This window comes from Nitrospirillum viridazoti CBAmc (genome assembly GCF_000730165.1).
In the GTDB taxonomy this organism is placed as follows: Bacteria; Pseudomonadota; Alphaproteobacteria; order Azospirillales; family Azospirillaceae; genus Nitrospirillum; species Nitrospirillum viridazoti.
Genome location: NZ_CP022113.1, coordinates 491,326 through 513,413, shown reverse-complemented (window position 1 = coordinate 513,413; position 22,088 = coordinate 491,326). Strand labels below are relative to the sequence as shown.

Annotated in this window: 14 protein-coding genes; 6 read left to right on the top strand and 8 right to left on the bottom strand. The window is 66.7% G+C overall.

Annotation, left to right across the window (positions count from 1 at the left end):
- The first annotated feature begins 16 nt into the window (after positions 1-16).
- Both Y958_RS30060 and Y958_RS30055 read left to right on the top strand, forming a co-directional pair.
- Positions 17-2,356, top strand: coding sequence for a GH92 family glycosyl hydrolase (locus tag Y958_RS30060; RefSeq protein WP_244909708.1), 2,340 nt, complete (start codon positions 17-19; stop codon positions 2,354-2,356).
- A gap of 81 nt (positions 2,357-2,437) precedes the next feature.
- Positions 2,438-4,567: an alpha-L-fucosidase gene (locus Y958_RS30055; RefSeq protein WP_244909707.1), complete on the top strand. Its 2,130-nt coding sequence runs from the start codon at positions 2,438-2,440 to the stop codon at positions 4,565-4,567.
- A gap of 5 nt (positions 4,568-4,572) precedes the next feature.
- On the opposite strand, the gene Y958_RS30050 is transcribed toward Y958_RS30055, so the two are convergent.
- The 8 genes from Y958_RS30050 to Y958_RS32095 form a co-directional block, all read right to left on the bottom strand.
- On the bottom strand, positions 4,573-6,909 hold the full coding sequence (locus Y958_RS30050; RefSeq protein ID WP_088875578.1) for a hypothetical protein: 2,337 nt from the start codon (positions 6,907-6,909) through the stop codon (positions 4,573-4,575).
- Entirely contained in the window at positions 6,909-7,811 is a 903-nt protein-coding gene (locus Y958_RS30045; protein WP_088875577.1) for an ROK family protein, read from the bottom strand. Before Y958_RS30045 ends, Y958_RS30050 begins: the two co-directional genes overlap by 1 nt.
- 149 nt (positions 7,812-7,960) lie before the next feature.
- Positions 7,961-9,187, bottom strand: a complete 1,227-nt coding sequence (locus tag Y958_RS30040; protein ID WP_040845515.1) for an ROK family transcriptional regulator — start codon at positions 9,185-9,187, stop codon at positions 7,961-7,963.
- A 168-nt stretch (positions 9,188-9,355) separates the two neighbouring features.
- Entirely contained in the window at positions 9,356-10,528 is a 1,173-nt protein-coding gene (gene nagA / locus Y958_RS30035) for an N-acetylglucosamine-6-phosphate deacetylase (RefSeq protein WP_088875576.1), read from the bottom strand.
- Position 10,529: 1 nt separating this feature from the next.
- A complete protein-coding gene (locus tag Y958_RS30030) occupies positions 10,530-11,585 on the bottom strand; it encodes an SIS domain-containing protein (RefSeq protein WP_088875575.1) in 1,056 nt (351 codons plus the stop codon).
- Positions 11,582-12,481, bottom strand: coding sequence for a glucosamine kinase nucleotide-binding domain-containing protein (locus Y958_RS30025; protein WP_088875574.1), 900 nt, complete (start codon positions 12,479-12,481; stop codon positions 11,582-11,584). Before Y958_RS30025 ends, Y958_RS30030 begins: the two co-directional genes overlap by 4 nt.
- Positions 12,482-12,508: 27 nt before the next feature.
- Positions 12,509-13,762, bottom strand: coding sequence for a sugar MFS transporter (locus Y958_RS30020; RefSeq protein ID WP_244909706.1), 1,254 nt, complete (start codon positions 13,760-13,762; stop codon positions 12,509-12,511).
- Between the two features lie 93 nt (positions 13,763-13,855).
- Positions 13,856-14,179 (bottom strand): hypothetical protein, encoded by a 324-nt coding sequence (locus Y958_RS32095; protein WP_186291677.1) that lies wholly within the window; start codon positions 14,177-14,179, stop codon positions 13,856-13,858.
- Between Y958_RS32095 and Y958_RS30015 the strand changes: the two genes are divergently transcribed.
- The 4 genes from Y958_RS30015 to Y958_RS30000 all read left to right on the top strand — a co-directional run bounded on the left by Y958_RS30015 (position 14,166) and on the right by Y958_RS30000 (position 22,064).
- Positions 14,166-16,727: a TonB-dependent receptor gene (locus Y958_RS30015; RefSeq protein ID WP_244909705.1), complete on the top strand. Its 2,562-nt coding sequence runs from the start codon at positions 14,166-14,168 to the stop codon at positions 16,725-16,727. The two genes, Y958_RS32095 and Y958_RS30015, sit on opposite strands and share 14 nt — an antisense overlap.
- A gap of 166 nt (positions 16,728-16,893) precedes the next feature.
- Positions 16,894-18,558: an alpha-L-fucosidase gene (locus Y958_RS30010; protein WP_088875572.1), complete on the top strand. Its 1,665-nt coding sequence runs from the start codon at positions 16,894-16,896 to the stop codon at positions 18,556-18,558.
- 31 nt (positions 18,559-18,589) lie between these two features.
- Entirely contained in the window at positions 18,590-19,681 is a 1,092-nt protein-coding gene (locus Y958_RS30005) for a glycosyl hydrolase family 18 protein (RefSeq protein WP_088875571.1), read from the top strand.
- Between the two features lie 58 nt (positions 19,682-19,739).
- Complete coding sequence (locus tag Y958_RS30000; protein ID WP_244909704.1) at positions 19,740-22,064, top strand: family 20 glycosylhydrolase; 2,325 nt, start codon at positions 19,740-19,742, stop codon at positions 22,062-22,064.
- The last annotated feature ends 24 nt before the right edge of the window (positions 22,065-22,088 follow it).

The window sequence follows — 22,088 nt, the reverse complement described above, 5'->3', positions numbered from 1 at the left end:
GACGGAGGGCCTTTCCATGATGACACGGCGTGACCTGCTGGGCGGTGTGGCCGCCACGGCCCTGGTGCCGCTGGCGGGCGGTGTCGGCACCGCGTTCGCCGGCACAGGGTCCAAAGCAGGCGGGGGCTTTTGCCGCCATGTCGATCCCTTCATCGGCACCGGCGGCCATGGCCACACCTACCCCGGCGCCACCGTGCCCTTCGGCATGGTGCAGCTGAGCCCCGACACCAACACCGCCGGCTGGGACGCCTGCTCCGGCTATCACATCCAGGATCGCAGCCTTCTGGGCTTTTCCCACACCCATCTCAGCGGCACCGGCGTGGGCGACATGCTGGACGTGCTGGTGGTGCCCCGGGTTGGGCCTGTGCGCCTGGACCCCGGCACGCCGGAAAGCCCGGATGAAGGGTACCGCGCCCGTTTCGACCATGCGGACGAACAGGCGACGCCCGGCTTTTACCGCGTGCGGCTGAAGGACAGCGGCATTGAAGCGGAGTTGACGGCCACAAAGCGGGCGGGCCTGCACCGGTATCGCTTCCCCGACGCGGCCGGTGCGCACCTGCTGATCGACTTCGCCCACGGCTTCCAGGACCCTGCCGGCTCCGTCACCCGCATCACCGGCGCCTCGCTGCGCCTGGTGGGCAAGGACACGCTGGTGGGCGGGCGACATGTCCACCAATGGGGGCAGGGGCGGGTCATCTACTTCGCGATGAAGCTGTCGCGCCCCTTCGCCGGCGCGCGGTTCTACAGCAACGACCACGCCATGCCTGAGGGCGCGCAGGATGTCGAAGGGGCGGCGCTGAAGTGCGTGCTGGACCTGCCGGACGCCCACAGCGGCCCCCTGCTGGTCAAGGTCGGGCTGTCGGCCGTAGACATCGACGGCGCCCTGCGCAACCTGGACACCGAAATTCCGGGCTGGGATTTCGACGGCGTGCGCGCAGCGGCGGCCGCGGCGTGGGAGGCGGAGCTGGGCCGACTGGCCATCACCAAGGGTGGTGATGCCGCCGACATCAAGATCTTCTACACCGCCCTCTACCATGCCCTGTTGGCGCCCACGCTGTTCAGCGACGTGGACGGCCGCTACCGCGCCATGGACAGCACGGTGCGCCAGTTGCCGGCGGGGGCCAACAACTACTCCACATATTCGCTGTGGGACACCTATCGCGCCCTGCATCCGCTGTTCACTCTGGCCCAACCGCCTAGCCGAGTGGGCGACATCGTCGGTGGGCTGGTGCGCATGGCGGAGGAAAGCCCCGCCGGCCCGCCCGTATGGCCCCTACAGGGCACTGAAACGGGCTGTATGATCGGCTGGCACTCGGCGGTGGTGGTGGCCGAGGCGGCGGCCAAGAACATACCCGGCGTCGACTACAAGGCGGCCTGGCCCATTTTCCGCAAGCAGGCCTTCCAGGGCCAGACCAGCGGCCTGCCGGAATACCGACGCCTGGGTTACATCCCCAGCGATACGGTGGAAGAGGCGGTCAGCAAGACGCTGGAATACGCTTATGACGACTGGGCCATAGCCCGCCTGGGCGATGCCGTGGGGGCGGCGGACGACGCCAAGGCCTTGCGCCAGCGCTCCCTGAATTACCGCAAGCTGTTCGACCGCGACATGACCTTCATGCGCCCACGCTTCACCGACGGCAGCTGGGCCCAGCCCTTCGACCCGCGCGGCATGGGGCATAGCCGCAAGTGGCGCGACTTCACGGAAAGCAACGCCTGGCAGGCCACCTTCCTGAACCAGCATGACATCTACGGCTATATGGAGATGTTCGGCGGCCCGGCGGCGTTCGAGAACAAGCTGGATGAGCTGTTCACCACCAGTTCCGACCTGCCGGACGATGCGCCCCCGGATATCGCCGGCCTGGTGGGCCAGTACGCCCACGGCAACGAGCCCAGCCACCACATCGCCTACCTCTACGCCTACACCGGTGCACATCATAAGACCCAGGCGCGTGTGCGCAGCCTGCTGAAGACCATGTACCGGGCGGATCCCGACGGCCTGGCCGGCAATGAGGACTGCGGGCAGATGAGCGCCTGGTACCTGATGAGCGCGCTGGGCCTGTACGCCGTCGATCCCGTCACCCCGATTTACGTCTTCGGCTCCCCCCTGTTCGACCGGGTGGACGTGACGGTGGGTGAGGGGCGGACCCTGACCATCGAGGCCGCCGGCAACGCCCCGGACAGCCCCTACATCCAATCGGTCACCTGGCAGGGCAAATCTTACACCCGGACCTGGATCCGGCATGGCGATCTGGTGCAGGGCGGCCGCCTGTTCTTCACCATGGGGCCCAAACCCAACCCCCGCTTCGGTGCCGCGGCGGAGGATCGGCCGTCCTCCTTCACCGCCACGCGGGTTTAGGCCTTTAAACGCTTCCGCAGGCATGGCATCATTAATTTAATTCAGTTTCATTAATGATAAACCATGCCGGGGAGCCAGCCGATGTCCCGCCCGTTCCTGCCGTCGCGCCGTGCCGTCCTGGCGACCGGCGCCGCCTCCAGCGCGCTGTCCCTGGTGGGCGCCTCGGCGGGACAGGTGCCGGCGCCCCAACCCTGGGGGGCGGTACCGACGGCACGGCAGCTGGCCTGGCATGAAATGGCGGCCTACGCCTTCGTCCATTTCAGCATCAACACCTTCACCGACCGGGAATGGGGTTATGGCGATGAATCGCCGGCCTTGTTCAGCCCCACGGACTTCAGCGCCGACCAGATCGCCGGGGCCGCCAAGGCGGCGGGTCTGACGGGCCTGATCCTGACCGCCAAGCACCACGACGGCTTCTGCCTCTGGCCCACGCGGTATACCGAGCACTGCATCCGCAACAGCCCCTACAAGAACGGGCAGGGTGACATCGTGGGGGAGATGGCTGCCGCCTGCCGCCGGGCCGGCCTGCGGTTCGGCCTCTACCTTTCCCCCTGGGATCGCAACCACGCGGAGTATGGCCGACCCGCCTACATCACCTATTACCGCAACCAGCTGCGTGAGCTGCTGACGGGCTATGGCCCCCTGTTCGAGATGTGGTTCGATGGTGCCAACGGGGGCGACGGCTTTTACGGCGGGGCGCGGGAGAAGCGCTCCATCGACGCCGAAAGCTATTACGACTGGACCAACACCTGGGCCCTGGTGCGGCAATACCAGCCGGACGCCGTCATCTGGGGCAATTGGGGCCGTGACGCCCATGGGCCCTGGGGCGCCGATGCGCGCTGGGTGGGCAATGAGGAAGGGTATGCCGGCGACCCTTGCCGCGCGACGGTGGGCGATACCCCCTACACCCAGGAAATTGGGGAGCATGGTGTGCGCGGGGGAACGCACTGGCGCCCGGCGGAGGTGGACGTTTCCTTGCGGCCAGGCTGGTTCTGGCACGCGCGCGAGGATGCCGACGTGAAGTCGGTGGGGCGCCTAACGCGGATCTATTTCGAGTCCGTCGGCCGGGGCGCCAACCTGATCCTGAACCTGCCCCCTGACCGGCGCGGCCGCATCCCGGACCATGACGCGGCCGTGCTGAAGGGCTGGGGTGACGTGCTGCGCGCCACCTTCGGCACCGACCTGGCCCAGGGGGCTATGGTCCAAGCCAGCGCTGCGCGTGGGCCGGGCTTTGACCCCGGCAACGTCCTGGACGGGCGGGCGGACAGTTATTGGGCGCCGCCCGATGCCGCCCGCGCAGCCGACCTTACATTGGAATGGTCCCAGGCGCGCACCTTCAACGTCGTGCGCCTGCGCGAATATCTGCCGTTGGGCCAGCGGATCGGCGCCTTCACGCTGGAGGTTTGGGATGAGGGGCAGGGCAACTGGGCGGAACTCGCCCGCCACACCGCCATCGGCAGTCAGCGCCTGGTGCGCCTGCCCGCCCCGGTCAGCACCACCCGGCTGCGCTTGCGCATCCTGGATGCGGACGCTTGCCCGGCCATCCGCGAGGTGGCGCTGTTCCGTCTGCCCGACCTGGTGGAGGAGCCGGGCATCCACCGCGACCGCCACGGCCTGGTGGCGCTGTCCAGCGACATTCCGGGCGCCATCCTGCACTACACCACCGATGGCGAGGTTCCGACCCTGCGCTCTCCCCTTTACCAGGACCCCTTCCCCTTGCCGGAGGGCGGTGTCGTCCAGGCCATCTGCCACCTGCCGCGGACCGGTGCCAGCAGCGGCGTCGCCATGCGCCGGTTCGACGTGTCCAAGGCGGATTGGCGGGTGGTGTCGGCCACGGCGCCGGGGGCCGAGGCGATCATCGATGAGGACCCCGGCAGCCTGTGGGTCACCGGCGGGCGCGACTTGCCCCATGAGGTCGTGGTGGATTTGGGGGCCATGCGCCCGCTGAAGGGCATCACCCTGCTGCCGGCGGGCCAGCGTCCCCCAGGGGTGGGCGCGCCGGGCGACTACCGAATCGAGGTCAGCGCCGATGGCAAAACCTGGGGGCCGGTGGTGGCGGGGGAGTTCGCCAACATTGCCGCCAACACGGGTGAGCAGCGCGTGATGTTCCCCGAGGTGCGCACCGGCCGTTTCCTGCGGTTGGAAATCACCCGGGCCGCGGGGGGCGAGGGCCAGGTGGCCTTCGCCGAGTTGGGTGTCGTGACCCGCTGATGGACTCAGGGCTGGGGGATCAGCCAGGCCTCGGCCACCTGGTGCCCCCGCCCGCTGCCGCCCAGGCCTGGGGGACGCGTCCATTCCAGATCCAGCCGGCCGTCGCGGGTGGCCTGCTGGGGGATGTCGAAATCCAGGGTCGCCGGGTTCGCCGGCCGCGGCAGGGCCGCATGAATCTCGATGCCGCCGTTGGCCGTCAGGCGCATGGGCAGGGCGTAATCCTCGCCCGCATAGGTGACGCGCAGGGTGTAATGGCGCTTGGGGTCCAGATGTCGGTACCGCAGGTGGATGGGGCGCTCATACAGCGTCTCGGCATAGGTGATCCAGGACCGGCGCCAGCCGTCATCCGGTGTCCGGTCGGCGATGCCGTCGATGGCACTGTCGTACAGTTCCGGATCCTCTCCGTAGGCCTTGCCCCGCACCAGGTGCGGCTCATGCCCCGGGTCCCCCAGGTCGTCGTACAGGCTGCCGGGTACCGGATGCCGCCAGGTGACGATCTCGGCTAGGCGGGCCTGGCGCTCCGCCTCATCCGGCAGTTGGACGATGTCCGCGAAGCGCCGGGTCAACCAGACACGGTCGTTCAGGCTAGTGTCCACCCGGTCCAGGTTGGCGCCCCGCTCGACGCCTGAGGCGCCGTAGAGAGGGACGCTTAGTTGCAGTCCCACATGCGCATAAAGGCGGCCGGCCAGGTCGAACAGCTGGTCGCGCAGGCGGCCGGTTTCGCCATCGTCGGGCTGGGCGAGGGCGGCGGTCGCCGCCGCCATGGCGTCGCGGCTGTCCCGGGCGGAGACCTGGGCCAGGGCATCCAGGGCCTGGGCCTCGCGCCGTGCCTCCGCGCCCACCCGCGCCTGGGCGTAGGCATCGTAGGTGGCACGATAGAGCAGGGACTCGAAGCGCCAATTGTCCTTCAGGCCGGAGCGTTCCTTCAGGCCCTGGAAGCCCTGCAGCGTGGCGGCGATACCGCTGTTGTCCTTGATGGGGCCTGTCCAGTTGCGCTCGAGCGCTGGGATCAGGGCGGCCAGTTGGTCTCCTTCCGCCCCGCCGAGGAAATAGCGGGTGTAGTCGCGCAGCGTTTCTTCCGGTGGGGTGGCGGCGTTCCAGCCCAGGCGCGTCCATAGCACCTTGTTGACATCGTCGTTCACCCCTTCCGAATAGGTCACGAACCCGGCCGTCAGGCCGGCGAAGTAGCGGAAGATGAGTGTTTCGTCCCGGGGGCGGGGGTTGATGGGCTCCCGCCCCTCCAGCAGGGCGAAGGCCGGATCCCAGTGCGGCACGGGGAACTGGGCGTGCAGGGTGTGGCCGATGTCGGGATAAAACTGGATGGGATAGGTCCGGGGAATGCGGGCGCGCTGCCGGGGCAGCGGATCGCGCGATTGGGGACCGAAGAACACACCGGTCAGCCAGGCCGGGCGTCGGGCCAGCAGGCGGTAGAAGGCTTCATAGTGCGCCTGGTCGAAACCTTGGCCCGATACCCACAGCTGGGCCCCGGGGTGATATCGCCGCAGGATGCGTGCCTGCCTTTCCAGCAGGGGGAACAGCAGATCCGGCGGCGTGTGGCCCGGGTCGCCGCCCGGGACGTAGACGGCATGCAGGTGGGGGAAGCGCCGCACCAGATCCTCGAACGCCGCCAGCTCCGCTGTCACCGTGGCCGGATCGGCATAGTCCTGGCGCATCTCCGGGTAAAACAGGTCGCAATCCAGGCCGTATTTGTCCAGCAGACGGGCGATGCCCAGGGTGGTCTCCAAAGCCGAGGCGGGGAACAGGGGGCTGCTGGGCTCATCGTCCGACGCCGGGGCGATCAGCTGGACGGCGTTGGCGCCGAACACCGCCAGGTCGCGGATCTGCTGCTCGAATTGCGGCAGCGTCCAGGCGTCATAGGTGTTGTTCTTGTAGCGATAGCCGATCTGGTGGCCGCGTACCGGCTGGTCCGGGCTGGTGGACAGGTTCAGCGGTTGGTCCAGGGCGATGTGGCCTGGGGTCATTGACAGGGTGCGCAGCAGGTGGCCGATGCCGAACAGCACGCCCCGGCTGTCGTTGCCGGCGATCGTCAGCACGGTCCGCTGCCCCTGCAGTCGGGTCGTGAGGCGATAGCCTTCCGGTTTGCCAACCGCATGCGTGATGACGATGCGGGCTGGCGTGTCGGGCGCCACCGACACCTGGGACCAGGCAATGCCGGTGCGCTTGCGTACCTCATCCACCAGCATGTCGATGGCGGCGACCTCCGGCCCCTTCACCCCTGGGGCCACGACCACGGCCGCCGACAAGTCCAGGGGGGATGCGGCCTGCGCGGTGAGAGACACGGCGGCCATGACCACCGTGGCCCAGTGCCGAGGGGGCAGCATTACAGCGTGCGTTCCCACAGTCGGGCGGCGCCGCGCACACCGGAGGAATCACCCCACCGGGCCGGGACCAGTTTCGCTTCCCAGACATCGGTGAAGAGATAGGGCCGGATGGCGCCGGCCAGCCGGTCGTAGATTTCGGTGACGTTGGACAGGCCGCCGCCGAAGACGAAAACGTCCGGATCGACGATGTTGCTGACCAGGGCCAGGCCGCGGCCTAGCCGGTCGATGAAGCGGCCAAAGGCGGCGACGGCATCCGGCTCGTTGCGGCGCATGCTCTGGATGATGGTCTCGGCATCCAACTTGCGGCCGGTGACTGCCCGGAACTCCCGGCTCAAACCAGTGCCGGACACCCAGGTTTCCAGGCAGCCCTTGTTGCCGCACCAGCAGTCGGGCGCCGGCACCTCATCCGCCTTGGGCCAAGGCAAGGAGATGTGGCCCAATTCCCCGGCCAGTCCGTTGGCGCCCTCGATCAGGCGGCCGTCGATCACGAGGCCGCTGCCACAGCCGGTGCCGAGGATGACGGCGAAGGCGATGCGCGCGCCGGCGGCGGCGCCGTCCACGGCCTCGGACAGGGCCAGGCAGTTGGCGTCGTTGGCGACCCTGACCTCACGGCCCAGGGCGGCGGCGACATCGCTGTGAAAGACGCGGCCGTTCAGCCAAACCGAATTGGCATTGCGCATGAGGCCGGTCTGCGGGGAAATCGAGCCTGGCACGCCGATCCCCACGGTGCCCTGCGTGCCCGCCTCCGCCTCCACCCTTTGGACCAGGCGGCAGATGGTGGCGATGGCGGCGTCATAGCTGCCAGGATTGGGTTCGCGCAGCCGCGACAGGAAGCGGCCGTTGAGATCCAGGGCAGCGGCCTCGATCTTCGTGCCGCCGAAATCGACCCCGATTTGAATCATGCGTAAGCCCTTTCGCAGGCCGTCTGGTAACGGATGGGAATGGTGCTGTGATGGCGTTGCCCGGGCCCCCTCCCTTGCTTCGAGGCCTGCGGATGTCTCCCTAGGCAGACCATACCCATTAAAAAGGCAAAATGAAATAATTAATACCGTCAGTCGGCCGCCGTTTTCATGAGGGTGGTCCGGGTGGGAAGCAGCCGGTCATTGAAGGGCAACAAGGCCGCCCCCACCGCCGGCGCGTCGACGGCCGTGGCCGCGCGGTGGACGGGAACGATGACGGGGATGGCGCCCGAGTGCGCCCACAGCCGGTCGTTGATCATCTGCGCCAGACGGTCGATCAGCGGGGCCGGCAAGCGGCCGCCGAGGAACACCGCTTCTGGATTCACCAGGCAATTGACCGCCACGATGGGCGTGGTCAGCAATTCGGCGGCCAGGTCCAGCCAATCGTTCAGCAGCTGCTGGCCCACGGTGTCGAGATCCAGCAATTGTTCCGGCCGCGTGACGGCGCGGCCCCGGGCGGTCAGATAGGCGCACAGGGCCGAGAGTGACACCGCCTCCTCCAACGTCCGTGCCGGCGTGCGGGGGGAGTTGATGGGCAGGAAACCCAATTCGCCGCTGCGGCCCTGGGCCCCCCTGAAGTACTGCCCGTCGATGACGATTCCGCCGCCCAGGCCCTGGTTGATCAGCACGTAGAAGAAGCTGGGGTCGCGTAGGCCATAGCCGAACTGCAGTTCCCCCAAGGCCGCCGCCGCCGCGTCGTTTTCCATGAACACCGGCAGGGGCAGGGTGGCGGTGAACAGGTCGGGGATATCCGTCGTGCTCCACGCCTCGAAGCTCTTCGGCCGGTTGGGCAGGTTCACCCGGCCCAGATCATCGGGTAGCGCCACGCCGACGCCGATGAGGCGGTTGCGGGGGAAGGCCTGGCTTTCCACCAATTCCTCCACCTGCGCCTTGAAGAAGGCGGCGACGGCGTCGGGCAGGGGGAAGTCCACCTCAAGCACGGCGCGGTGCCGCACCTGGCCCAGCAGGTCCAGGACCACCAGGGTCACATGGTCGCGGTCGACATTGACGCCGATGGCGAAACAACCGTCCGGGTTGATGGCCAGGCGCATGGCGGGCTGCCCGCGTGTGCCTTGCAACCGGCCAACCTCGAGGATGAGACTTTCGTTCAGGAGGCGTCGGGTGATGTTGGCGATGGCCGGTGGGGTGAGGCCGGTGATTCGCCCCAGGTCGGCCCGGGTCAGGGGACCGCTGACGCGGATGGCCTGCAGCATGACCCGCTGATTATGGTCGCCGGCGCGCTCCAGATTCGTGCCGGAAAGACTGGCCCCCAGGGTGGGGTGAAGCTCGGGCTGGTAGTGGGCGAGGGGCGGCTGCATGCGGCCGGGTTCCCTTATTCAAATTAATTTCTTTATTCCACGTTATGATGAGACACCGCTGTCAGAGACACAATGACGCAATTGCGGGCGGGCAAAGAAAGTTCATTGCACATTTGTACAGTGGGATAGCGTATAAAATATAACAGCGCCTTCCGGGTCCCCAATCGCTCAGGCGGGACCGGTCGGGCCGTCCCGCTGTCCGGCGACCCAGGTGCCGAGGACCCGCTGCTGCGCGTCCAGCAGCACCAGGTCGGCTTGGAACCCGGCGGCCAGTTGCCCTAGACGCCCGTCCATGCCCAGGAAGCGCGCGGGGTAAAGCGACGCCATGCGCAACGCCTCTTCCAGTTCCACGTCCAGCAGGCGCATGGCGTTGCGCACCGCTTGTGCCATGTCGATATCGGCGCCGGCCAGCACCCCGTCATCGGTCACCAGCCGCCCATCACGCCGGTGGATGCGCTCGCCATACAGCGTGAAGGTGGTCGCGTCGGTGCCGGTGGGCGGCATGGCGTCCGTGACCAGCATCATCTTGCCCCGGGGCTTGGCGGCCAGGGCAAGCGCCAGCAGATCGGGATGCACGTGCACGCCGTCAACGATCAGGCCGCACCAGGCGTCCTTGGCGGTCATGGCCGCCAGGGCGATGCCCGGTGTCCGGTTGCTGATGGGCGGCATGGCGTTGAACAGGTGGGTGAAACCGCGCAGGCCGGCGCGCAAGGCCGCTTGCGTGCGTTCATGGCTGGCGGCGGAATGCCCCCCGGCCAGCACGATTCCGGCGCGTACCAGCCGCGCGATGTCGCCATCGTCCACCTGTTCCGGCGCCAGGGTCAGCAGCACGCGGCCCAGGTCGCCGAAGTGGCGGGGCAGGGCGGACAGCCGGTCCAGGTCGACACCGTTGGGCCGGCGGATGTGTGCCGCCTTGTGCACGCCCCGGCGTTCCGGGTTCAGGAACGGACCTTCCAGGTGAACGCCGATGATGCCGCCGCCGGGTATGGCGGCCGCTTCGGCGGCGGCTTCCGCCGCGGCCATCATGGTGTTCAGGTCGTCGGTGATGACGGTCGGCAGCAGCGCCGTGGTGCCGAACCGCCGGTGGGCGGCGGCGATGGCCAGCGCGCCGGCGGCGGTAGGCGTGTCATTGAACAGCACGCCGCCGCCGCCGTTGACCTGGGTGTCGATGAAGCCCGGGGCGAGCAGGCTGCCCTCGGGCAGGGGCACCCGCGCCGCGCCCGCCACACTGGCAACGGCCGGCACGATGTCCAGGATTTCGGCCCCCGCCAGCAGCAGCGCGTGGTCATCCAGCAGCACGTCGCCGGTGAACAGCCGGGCCCCCGTCAGAAGTTGGCGCATGTCAGACCGTCTCCGTCACCTTGGCCAGGTTGGGGGGAACGTCGGGGTTCAGGCCCCGGTCGGTGGCGATGCGGTGGATGCCCATGTAAAAGCTTTGCACCGCCGTCAGCGGGGCCAGTTCCGCCGGCACGCCGGCCACCGCGGGCAGTGCCACCACGCCCGGAATGTCGCCCGCCGTGGACAGCACGGTGGCGCCCAGGCCGACCATACGGCGGATGGCGTCGCTGGTGGGGGCCAGGGTCGCGTCATCCTGCGTCAGCGCCAGGACGGGGAAGTCCGGACCCACCAGAGCCAGGGGGCCGTGAATGACCTCGGCCGCGCTGAAGGCATCGGCATGCAGGCGGCTGGTTTCCTTGCACTTCAGGGCCATTTCCTGGGCGGCGGCAGCGCCCAGCCCCCGGCCGATGATGTAGAGACCCCGCACGGCCGCCAGGTGCGATAGGCCGGGATACCAATCCAGCGCCATGGCCTTTTCCAGCCAGCCGGGGGCGTCCGCGACCGTGGCCAGCAGGGCCGGGTCCGCCTTCCAATACGCCACCATCTGCAGGAAGGCGAACAGCGAGGTCAAATAGGACTTGGTCGCCGCGACGCTCTTTTCCGGGCCGGCGCACAGCGGGATGGCCACGTCCACCATCTGGAACAGGGGCGAGGTTTCGTCATTCACGAAGGCCACGGTCAAGGCGCCGCCGGCCTTGGCCGTCTCCGTCAGGCGCAACAGGTCGGGGCTGCGTCCCGATTGCGAAACCGCGATGTAAAGGCTGTCCTGCAGGTGCAGGGGCGTCTGGTACAGCGACACCACGGACGGACCGATGGAGGCCACGGGCAGGCCCAGCTGCGTTTCAATCAGGTACTTGCCGTAGGTCGCGGCGTGGTCGCTGCTGCCCCGGGCGCCGGTCACGACGAAGCGTGGCGCCAGGCGGCGCAGGCGCTCGCCCAGATCCTGGAACAGGGGGGCGCAACGGTCGATTTGCCGGCGCAGGGCGTCCGGGGTTTCAGCGGCCTCGCTGGCCATAAGGGGGGCCATCAGGGTGTCAGCCATCAGGTTATCAAGGGTCATGGCAGGGCGCTCTTGGCGATGGGGGAGGGGATGTTCAGGCGGGCCATCAGCAGGGCCCCTTCCAGGGCGTCGCCCTCGGGCGCGGCCAGCAGGGACCGTGCCCAGGGGCTGAGCCACGGGGTCAGCGGGGCGGACAGCCCGCCCATCAGGCACAGGTGCGGGGCGCCCAGGGCGTGCAGGTGACGGATGTAGGTCTCCAGTTCCTTGGCGGCTTTGGCGATGATGGTGCAGGCGACCACGTCACCCTTGGCAGCATGCGCCAGAACATCCGGGGCCAGGCGGCCATAGTCGGCGGGGCCGGCATCGTTCACCCAGGCGACGATGGCGGCGGGCGAGCCCCCCAGCCGCTGCCGGATTTGCCGGGTCAGGCCGGTTTCCGGGGCCAGGCTGTCATGGGCGCGCAGGGCGACGCGGATGGCTTCGCGGCCGATGCTGGCGCCGCTGCCTTCATCGGAGACCTCGAACCCCCAGCCGCCCACGGCGTGGCCTTGGCCGTTGATCAGGGCATAGCCGGCGCTGCCGGTGCCGGCGATCAGGATGGCGCCGTCCCGGCCGGAGAAGGCGCCCAGGCAGGCGGCGTGGGCGTCCGTCTCGGCGGCAACGCTGGCGAATCTGGGGGCCGCAGCGCGGGTGCGGACGCCGTCCGCCGCCGTGACGATGCCGGCCAGGCCCAGGCCGACATGCAGCCGGGGATAGGCGGCGGCGTCCAGGCCAGCCTGTGCCAGGGCCGCCTGGATGGCCTCCATGATGCTGGCCCAGGCCCGGTCAAGGCCGAGACGGATGTTGGCGGGACCGCCCAGGCCTTCACCCAGCAGCGTGCCGTCGGGGGCGCGCAGGCGGGCACGGCATTTGGTGCCGCCGCCGTCGACGCCCAGATAGTAGCAATCGGATGTCATGAGCTTTTTCAGAAGAAGCGATAAGGATCAGGCGAGGGAGGGAGCCGCGATGGCGGCCTTGCGGCCGACGCGATGGCCGTAGAGGGCGAAGAACAGGATGTAGAGGTAGGCCGGCGCCATCAGGGCAAGGAACACGGCCTGGAAGGGGAAGTGCTGCTTCAGCTGCACGAACAGCTGGGGCAGAACGGCGCCGCCGGCGATGCCCATGACCATGAAGGCGGAGCCGATCTCCGTGTGCCGGCCCAGGCCACGGATGCCCAGGGGGAAGATGGCGGGCCACATCATGGCGTTGGCGAAGCCCAGCGCCGCCACGCAAGCGACGGAGGCGTAGCCATGGGTGGCATAGGCCGCGATGGTCAGCACCACGCCCAGGGCCGCGGACAGGGCCAGATACCGTTCCTGCGACAGCACGCGGGGGATCAGCACCAGGCCGCCCAGATAGCCCGCCAGCATGGCGGCCAGGGTGAAGGAGGTGAAGAACTTGGTCTCATCCAGCGGCAGGTCGAATCCATGGCCGTAGGTGCCGATGGCGTCGCCGGCCATGACCTCCACCCCCACATAAAGGAACAGGCACAGCACGCCCAGCCATAGGTGGGGAATGCGGCTCAGGGGCGGGGTGTCCCCGTCCCGCGATTCGCTGCCCGCATTGGAGTCGGCCGAGATTTCCGGCAGGGGGGAGCGGACCACCCAGACGGCCAGCAGGGCCAGCAGCGCCGCCATGGCGAGGTAGGGCAGGTGAATCTTGGCGGCGAAGGCGGACAGCAGCGCCTCCCGCGCCTCCGGCGTGGGGGCGGCCTTGACCTGCTGGTCCAAGGTGTCGATGCCGCTCAGCACCAGTGCGCCGATGGCCACCGGCGCCAGCATGCCCGCCACCTTGTTGCAGATGCCCATGACGGCGATGCGCTGGGCGGCGCTGTCGATGGGGCCCAGGATGCTGATGTAGGGATTGGCCGCCGTCTGCAGCAGCGACAGGCCCGCACCGATGACGAACAGGCCGGCCAGCGCGCCGGGATAGACCCGAATCGTGGCGCATTCGCCGAAAAGTGCTGCGCCGACGGCCATGACGAACAGCCCAGCCCCCATCCCCTTCTTCATGCCCGTCCGCCGGAGCACCCAGGAGGAGGGCAGGGAAAGGAACAGGTAGGACAAGTAGAAGACCATGGGGATCAGGAAGGCGTTCACATCGTCCAGCGTGAACGCCAGTTTCACGAACGTGATCAGCGGCCCGTTCAGCCAGGTGACGAAGCCGAAGATGAAGAACAGAACCCCGATGACGACCATGGATGCGCGGTTCTGATGCGGGGAAGGGGACGGTTTCACAGGGGCCATGGGCGCCATCCTTGTCCGTGATCGTGAATGGAACGGGTGGGTAGATCAGTGTCGGGGGGGCGTTGTCACCGCTTCCCGGACGGGATGGGCCGGCCGGCCCGCATCCTGCTGGTACTCCTCACTTCCGCCATCGCCCGTTTGTCTCATCATCAGGGCAAAAGGGGAATTATGAAAGCAAATTAAAAAAAAATTGACGAGCGCGGGGCTCTGCGGCACTTTGGTTACCGTTAACACCGACGCAGTAATGCCGATACGGATCGGATCGAAATCAAAGACATCGGCAGAACTCAGAAAAATAAAGCGCAGCAGGGGAAACCACATCATGGGAATTAAGAAGTATGCCTTGGTTACCACCATGCTGATGGGCATGGGGGCGACATCGTTCATATCCATCCAGGCGTACGCGGCGGATGCCAATGCTGACGACGATCTGCAAGAGATCGTTGTCACAAGTATCCGCAAGAGTTTGGAGCGCTCCATCGAGGTGAAGCGCGAGGCGAATGCTATCGTCGACGTCATTTCGGCCGAGGGCGTGGGCAAGTTCCCCGACACCAACGTGGCGGAATCCCTGTCGCACCTACCCGGCATCAGTGTCGATCACCAGTTCGGCGAAGGCGAGAAGATCAGCATCCTGGGTACGGACCCGGCGCTGAACCGCATCCTGGTCGACGGCCAGAGCATCGCCTCGGCCGACTGGGGCGGCAACCCCAACGACCCGAACAGCCGCACGTTCAACTACAGCCTGCTGTCGCCGGAAATCATCGACCAGGCCGAGGTGTACAAGTCGACGGAAGCCCGCATCGACGAAGGCAGCTTGGGTGGTACCGTCATCATCCACACGCGCAAGCCGCTGGATCTGGACGCCAATACCTTGCGCGGCTCGGTTGGTTATTCGTACAACACGCGGTCTGAGCAAGGAAATCCGCGCGGGTCGCTGCTCTACAGCTGGAAGAACGCCGCCAGCAACTTCGGCGTGATGGTCGCCGGCACTTACGATAAGGAAGACTTGTCGCGCGCCGGTATCGAATTCTTCGGTTATGGCAGCGGCAAGGACATCACGGCGGCCAATCCGAATGTGGCCGTCACGGGCGGCGACATTAATTCCGCCAAGTACCCGGCTGGCATCAACGCCGCCTACTTCCAGCAGACCCGTGAACGCGAGGGCGTGCAGGCCGCCATTCAGTACCAGCCGACCGACACCCTCGATTTTGATCTGTCGGGTATCTACATTCATGGCGACTATAACAACTTCAGCCAATCTCGCTTTATCTACCCGGCTGGCAGCAAGAGTGCGTTCCAGACTGCCACGGTGAAGGACGGGTTGATCACCAACGCGACGTTGGGTAATGGCGCCTACACCGAACTGGACACGAATTATCGCCAGACCACGGTGCAGACCGCTCGCCTGAACTTGGCGGGCACCTGGACGCCGACCAAGGATTGGAAGGTCCACACCGACGTCGGCTACACCCGCGCCTTCGGTGGCAAGGACCCCGAATACCTGCTCTCGTTCTATTCGTCGGCGCCGTATAGCTTCGCTTATGACGGCACCAACACGAACGTCACCTACACCAATGGCTCCGCGTCCGGCAATGCGCTGTCGACCCGGGCTGCGGGCGGGCAAGCGGGCGGTATCGCGGCTCAGCTGAATGCCGACTCCGAGGCCTACGGCCAGATGGACGTGACCCATGATATCAACTTGGGTCCGATCACCAGCGTCCAGGCCGGTGTGAAATACACCGACCACCTGAACACGGTCCGCGCCTACGGCAGCCGGACCATGTCCAATGGCGCGGTTTCCCTGACCAGTCTGGGCGCGTCGCCGGTGCCGAGCAGCGTGTTTGATGACCTGAATGCGAGTGGCGACCTCATCCACTTCTCCACCATCAGCAAAGAAGCGGTGGTTAACTATCTGGATGGGCTGAACACCACCTACTATCGGGATTACGGTTCCGAATATAAGGTGACCGAGAAGAATGGGAATGCGTACGTCCAAGCCAACTTTGCCGGCACCAATTACCGCGGTAATTTGGGTGTGCGCTACGTGCACAGTGACGACGATATAAAGTTCTGGAACACCAGTGACAACGGCAACAGCTATCAGTCGGTGACCACGAATAACCGTTATGGCCGCTTCCTGCCGTCCTTCAACGTCGCTTATGACGCCACAGACGATGTGGTGGTTCGTTTCGGTGCCGCCAAGGTTATTGCCCGTCCGCGTTACGCCGACTACGCCGGCGCCTTCTCGAAGGATGACACCAGCTTTAACGGCAGTGGTGGCAACCCCAACCTGAAGCCGTACGAATCGAACAACTACGACGTTTCCGCTGAATGGTACTTCAGTAAGGACTCGCTGGTTTCTGGCGAATTCTTCTTCCGCCAGATTTCATCGTACATTGTGAGTGTCACGAAGGATAACGTGCCGCTTGTCAGCCAGCGCGACGGCCTGGTTCACGATTACTCGATCACAACGCCTCAGAACTTCTCTGATGCGAACGTTAAGGGCTTCTCCGCCCTTTACCAGACCAACATTGCTTACGGGTTTGGTGTCCAGACCAACTACACCTATGCGATCGCCGATACGGCCAGTGGCCTGAACATGCCGTACCTGTCGCGGCATACGGTGAACTTCATCCCCTACTATGAGCAGGGGCCGCTGCAGGCGCGCGTGAGCCTTGGCTGGCGTTCGTCCTACTTCACCAGCATCGGTCGTTTGAATTCGAACAACATGACCGACTCGTACATGCAGTTGGACTTCTCCGCCACTTACAGCATCACGGAGAACCTGCAGGCGACGGTGAACGCCACGAACCTGCTGGACGAGTTGTACTACTCGTACAGCGGCACGAAGGCCGCGCCGATCGGTTACTATCGCAACGGCAGCGTTTACTCCGTCAGCATGTCCTACAAGATGTAAACCTTCCCTCCCCTGGGCCGTCGCCTCGCGCTTTGGCGGCGGCCCATTCTTTTTTAAATTAAAGAAAAGATTTGGCAGAATGGGACGGTTGACAGATCCGCCCCCACGGCTGGGCAGCGCCATTGCCCGCCGATCCGACTCAACTGTCCAAACCGGAGGCCAAGCCATGATCCGCCGCTCTTCACGCTTGACCGGGGGGCGCCTGATCCGGGCCTGCCTGCTGGCGACGGCGCTGTCCGTTCCGGTAGGGGCGGCTCTCGCGGCCAATCAGCCGTCAGCGCCCGCCACCGCCCCCACCGCCGACACTCTGTCGCCGGCGCAAATTGACCTGCGGTGGGAAAAGCGTGGCGCCAAGCATGTGTCCGACGTTGCCGCCGAGCTGAGGCAGGTGGAGCAGGGGGATGGACAGGGCCCATTCCGGCCGGACTGGGCCTCGCTGAAAAACTACCAAGTGCCGCAATGGTATGCGGACGCCAAGTTCGGTGTCTTCATCCACTGGGGCCTGTATTCCGTTCCCGCTTTTGGCAGCGAGTGGTACTCGCGGCTCATGTACACCAAGGGCACCAAGGAATACGACCACCATATCAAGACCTTCGGCTCCCAGGACAAATTCGGCTACAAGGACTTCATCCCCCTGTTCAAGGCGGAGAAGTACGACCCCCGCGCCTGGGCCGCGCTGTTCCGGGCAGCCGGTGCCCAGTACGTGGTGCCGGTGGCGGAGCATCATGACGGCTTCGCCCTATACGACACCAAGCTGTCGGACTGGTCGGCGGTGCGCATGGGGCCTAAGCGCGACCTGATCGGCGACCTGGCGCGGGCGGTGCGGGCGCAAGGCCTGCATCTTGGCCTGTCGTCCCACCGGGCAGAGCATGATTGGTTCTTCGATGAGGGACGCAAGATCCCCTCAGACGTCAATGATCCACGCTACGCCGATTTCTACGGGCCCGCCCAGCTGCGGGTGAAGGAGAAGGGGTCGGACGACGCCGACGTGTTCGGCGACTTCACGCCGGTGTCGCAGGCCTGGCTGAGCGACTGGCTGGCCCGCTCGGCGGAACTGGTGGATCTCTACCATCCCGACCTGATCTACTTCGACTGGTGGATCGGCCACCCGGCATTCCGCGGCACATTGCCCAAGTTCCTGGCCTACTACTACAACAGCCAGGCCAAGCTGGGCGGATCCGCCATCGTCAACTACAAGATCGGCGCCTTCCCCGAGGGCGCCGGCGTGCTGGACATCGAGCGTGGCCAGTTGCCGGGCATCCAGCCGCGCGTCTGGCAGACCTGCACCTCCATCAGCAACGACAGCTGGGGCTATGTCGAGAACGACACCTACAAATCGCCGCAGGCGCTGATCCATCTGCTGGCCGACGTGGTGTCCAAGAACGGCAACCTGCTGCTGAACATCGGCCCGCGCGCCGATGGCAGCATTCCCCAAGGGGCGCAGGACACGCTGATGGCCATGGGCGGCTGGCTGACGGTGAATGGCGAGGCCATCTACGGCACCCGGCCCTGGCGCCAGTTCGGCGAAGGCCCGACCGAGGTGGCCAGCGGGTCCTTCCAGGAAACCAAGACCAAGCCCTACACGGCCCAGGACTTCCGCTTCACCACCAAGGGCGCGGCACTCTACGCCATCGAGCTGGGCTGGCCGGCGGAAGGGGAGGCCGTGATCCACAGCCTGAAGGTGGAGGACAAGGTGAAGGCCGTGACCCTGCTGGGCGTGGGGGGCGGCACGCTGACCTTCCGCCAGGACGCCGATGGCCTGCACCTGACCCTGCCGCAGCGGCCGGCGGGCGCCATCGCCGCCTACGTCTACCGCATCGAGATGCAGTGAGCGGCGTCAAAGCCGCCTTGAAGGAGATGTCATGAAACGACTGTTGGGAACGCTGGCCGCCGGCCTGTCGATGCTGGTGGCCGCCGGATCCGCGCCCACCGCCTGGGCCGCTACTGGGGCCGCCACTGGGACCAAGGCGCCTACCGCCTTGTTCTATATGATGGAAACCCAGAAATCGATTAACTCGTTCGAGCAGCACATCGACAAGATCGACCTGCTGGTTCCCACCTGGTACGGCGTCGACCAGAACGGTCTGGTGTATGGGCAGCCCAACCCCTATGTGCTGAAGCTGGCGCACGAGAACAAGGTGCCGGTGATGCCCATCATCTCGCCGGTGGACAAGCAGAAGTTCCATGAGCTGATCACCAGTGAGCCGGCCAAGAAGGCCATGATCGCCTCGCTGTTGCAGCAGGCCAAGGAACACGGCCTGATCGGCTATCAGTTCGACTTCGAGAATATCGCCTGGACCGACCGTGACGCCTTCACCCTGCTGATCAAGCAGACGGCGACCGCCCTGCATGGCGCCGGCCTGAAGCTGTCCATTGCCGTCGTGCCCAACGCCCCGGGCCATGCCGGCCGCGGCCCCTTCTCCAAGTGGATGTGGGAGTTCTGGCGCGGCGCCTTCGACTACAAGGCCATCGGCGATGCCGTCGACCTGTTCTGCCTCATGACTTATGACGAGCACACGCGCTGGACCGTGCCCGGCCCGGTCGCCGGCATGCCCTGGGTGATGGAGCACCTGAAGTACGCCCTACAGTTCATTCCCAAGGAAAAGCTGTCGCTGGGCATCCCGCTCTATGGCTACCGCTGGTACACCGACAACCCGGTGAAGCCGGACGGGACCGAGGCCTCCAACATCGCCGGCGCCTATTTCGATGCCGACGAGTCCATCCCGCAGGCCAAGCAGTATGGTGCGCAGATCCAGTGGGATCCGGTGGAGCATGAGGCCTTTTACTTCTTCTACCGCGACCAGATGCGCGAGTGGGTGTTCATGCCCGAGGCCCGCAGCTTCCATGACCGTTACGCCCTGGTGAAGGAGTATGGGCTGGAGGGCTTCTGCTCCTGGGTCCTGGGCTCGGAAGACCCCAAGGTCTGGGATGAGCTGCCCAAGGCGCAGCGCTGAGAACAGGAACGAGGCTGAGGGGACTGGGCCGATGGGGATGGGGCCGATGGGGGTGGCAATGAGGACCGTTTTGGGGGCTTTGGCCATGACGATGGTGGTGGTGGCCAGTGCCGCCGCCGGGTCGGATCCGGTGTCATCGCCACCTGGGACGGCACCTGCTCTCATTCCCATGCCAGCCGAGTTCCAGCCAGGACAAGGGACCTTTACCCTGGACGCCGGCGCCGGTATCGCGGTGCCCGCCGGTGACGCTCAGGCGCGCCAGGCGGCCACCCTGCTGGCCGGTATGGTGAGCCGGGTGCGGGGCCTGACCCTGGACGTACGGGACGGCGGCGGCGGCGCCATCACCCTGGCCCTGGATGCCGCCGCCCCGGTGGCCCAGGTCGAAGGCTACGCCCTGGCCGTGACGCCGCAGGGCATTCGCGTCACGGCGCGGGATGAGGCCGGGCTGTTCTATGGCGTCATGAGCCTGGCCCAGCTGTTGACGCCGGAGGGGGAGGGCCGGGGCCCGGTTACGGTGCCGGCGCAGGAGATACGGGACTGGCCGCGCTTTTCCTGGCGCGGCCTGATGCTGGACGTGGCCCGCCACTTCCAGCCCCTGGACAGCGTCAAGGCCCTGGTCGACCAGATGGCGGCGCACAAGCTGAACCGTCTGCACCTGCACCTGACGGATGACCAGGGCTGGCGGCTGGAGATCAAGCACTATCCCGACCTGACCAAGGTGGGCGCCTGGCGCACCCCACCCACTGTCGGCGGGCCGGACGCGCCGAGCCCGCGCTACGGCGGTTTCTACACCCAGGACCAGATCCGTGACCTGGTGGTCTATGCCGCCGCGCGGCACGTGACCATCGTGCCGGAGATCGACATGCCTGGCCACGGCCAGGCGGTCATGGCGGCCTATCCCAAGATCGGCATCACCGGCGCACGGCCCCCGGTGGCGGTGGACTGGGGCGTGAACCCCTATCTGTTCAACGTGGATGAGGCCAGCTTCACCTTCATCCAGACCGTGCTGGATGAGGTGATGGCCCTGTTCCCCTCCACCTATATCCACATCGGCGGCGATGAGGCGCTGAAGGATGAATGGAAGTCGTCCCCCCGGGTACAGGCACGCATGCGCGCCCTGGGCCTCAAGGATGAGAACGCGCTGCAGACCTGGTTTATCGAGCGCGTGGGCCAGTATTTGGCGGCCCATGGCCGTCGCATGATCGGCTGGGACGAGATTCTGGAAGGCGGCATCCCGCCCACGGCCACCATCATGTCCTGGCGCGGCACCAAGGGGGCCGTGGATGCCGCCCGCATGAACCACGACGTGATCCTGTCGCCGGCGCCCACCCTGTACCTGGACAGCCTGCAAAGCCGCAGGAATGATGAGCCGTCCGGCCGCCTGGCCATCGTCACCCTGGCGGACATCTACGCCTACGACGCCCTGCCGGCGGAACTGGATGCGGAGCAGGCACGCCATGTGCTGGGCGGTCAGGGCAACCTCTGGACGGAATACATGATGACGCCGTGGCATGTGACCCATGCCATCTACCCCCGCATCGACGCCCTGGCGGAGGGGCTGTGGTCGCCCAAGGATCGGCGCGATTGGCGGGGCTTCCTGGGGCGCCTGCCGGCGCAACTGGCCCGCTACCGTCACCTGGGCGTGGACGCGGCCGACAGCGCCTTCGCCGTCGATTTCACGGTGGAGGGTGGACCCAACGCCGCGCTGGCCGCCGGGGCCGCCACGGTGGCCCTGTCCAATCAGGCTGGCTTCGGTGCCATCCGCTACACCACCGACGGCAGCGCGCCGACGCCGGCGTCCGCCCGCTACGAGGCGCCGCTGCGCCTCACCCTACCTGCCATCCTGAACGCGGCCGTGTTCAGCGACGCCGGCCAGATGCTGGCGGCCCCCCGCCGGTATGACCTTATCGCCGAGGCGCTGCGCACGCGGCAGAGTGGGGAGCTGGCGGCCTGCCCCGAGGGCGAAATGGGCCTGCGCATTCCCCTGACACCGGACGCGACCACGCGCGGCCCTGTGTTCAACGTCAACCTGTTCGACGCCTGCTGGGTCTATCCCAAGGCCCGGCTCAACGGCGTCACCGCGCTGACGGTGCGGGCCGCCCGCCTGCCGCGCAACTACGGTTTGGCCCATGACGCGGTAAAGGTGCGCAGCCATCCCGCGACCACGCCGAACGGCGAGCTGGTGGTGAGGATGGACGGGTGCGACGGGCCGGTGGCCGCCACCGTGCCCCTGCCGTCGCCGGCCAAGGCGCCCGTACAGTTCCCCCTGACCACCCCGCTGCCGGTGGCGACGGGGGAGCATGACCTATGCCTGACGTACACCGCGTCTATCCATGGTCCGCTATATGCCATCGGAAGTGTCAGCCTGCAGGCCGAACCATGACTAAGCTGATGCCGCACCAGAGGA

What these genes read in the sequence shown, in the direction of transcription:
- Y958_RS30020 (WP_244909706.1), bottom strand. Translation starts at nt 13,762, where the DNA reads ATGGTCGTCATCGGGGTTCTGTTCTTCATCTTCGGCTTCGTCACCTGG.
- nagA (WP_088875576.1), bottom strand. Translation starts at nt 10,528, where the DNA reads ATGCGCCAACTTCTGACGGGGGCCCGGCTGTTCACCGGCGACGTGCTG.
- Y958_RS30045 (WP_088875577.1), bottom strand. Translation starts at nt 7,811, where the DNA reads ATGATTCAAATCGGGGTCGATTTCGGCGGCACGAAGATCGAGGCCGCT.
- Y958_RS30010 (WP_088875572.1), top strand. Translation starts at nt 16,894, where the DNA reads ATGATCCGCCGCTCTTCACGCTTGACCGGGGGGCGCCTGATCCGGGCC.
- Y958_RS30025 (WP_088875574.1), bottom strand. Translation starts at nt 12,481, where the DNA reads ATGACATCCGATTGCTACTATCTGGGCGTCGACGGCGGCGGCACCAAA.
- Y958_RS30000 (WP_244909704.1), top strand. Translation starts at nt 19,740, where the DNA reads ATGAGGACCGTTTTGGGGGCTTTGGCCATGACGATGGTGGTGGTGGCC.
- Y958_RS30055 (WP_244909707.1), top strand. Translation starts at nt 2,438, where the DNA reads ATGTCCCGCCCGTTCCTGCCGTCGCGCCGTGCCGTCCTGGCGACCGGC.
- Y958_RS30015 (WP_244909705.1), top strand. Translation starts at nt 14,166, where the DNA reads ATGCTGATGGGCATGGGGGCGACATCGTTCATATCCATCCAGGCGTAC.
- Y958_RS30060 (WP_244909708.1), top strand. Translation starts at nt 17, where the DNA reads ATGATGACACGGCGTGACCTGCTGGGCGGTGTGGCCGCCACGGCCCTG.
- Y958_RS30040 (WP_040845515.1), bottom strand. Translation starts at nt 9,187, where the DNA reads ATGCAGCCGCCCCTCGCCCACTACCAGCCCGAGCTTCACCCCACCCTG.
- Y958_RS30005 (WP_088875571.1), top strand. Translation starts at nt 18,590, where the DNA reads ATGAAACGACTGTTGGGAACGCTGGCCGCCGGCCTGTCGATGCTGGTG.
- Y958_RS32095 (WP_186291677.1), bottom strand. Translation starts at nt 14,179, where the DNA reads ATGCCCATCAGCATGGTGGTAACCAAGGCATACTTCTTAATTCCCATG.
- Y958_RS30050 (WP_088875578.1), bottom strand. Translation starts at nt 6,909, where the DNA reads ATGCTGCCCCCTCGGCACTGGGCCACGGTGGTCATGGCCGCCGTGTCT.
- Y958_RS30030 (WP_088875575.1), bottom strand. Translation starts at nt 11,585, where the DNA reads ATGACCCTTGATAACCTGATGGCTGACACCCTGATGGCCCCCCTTATG.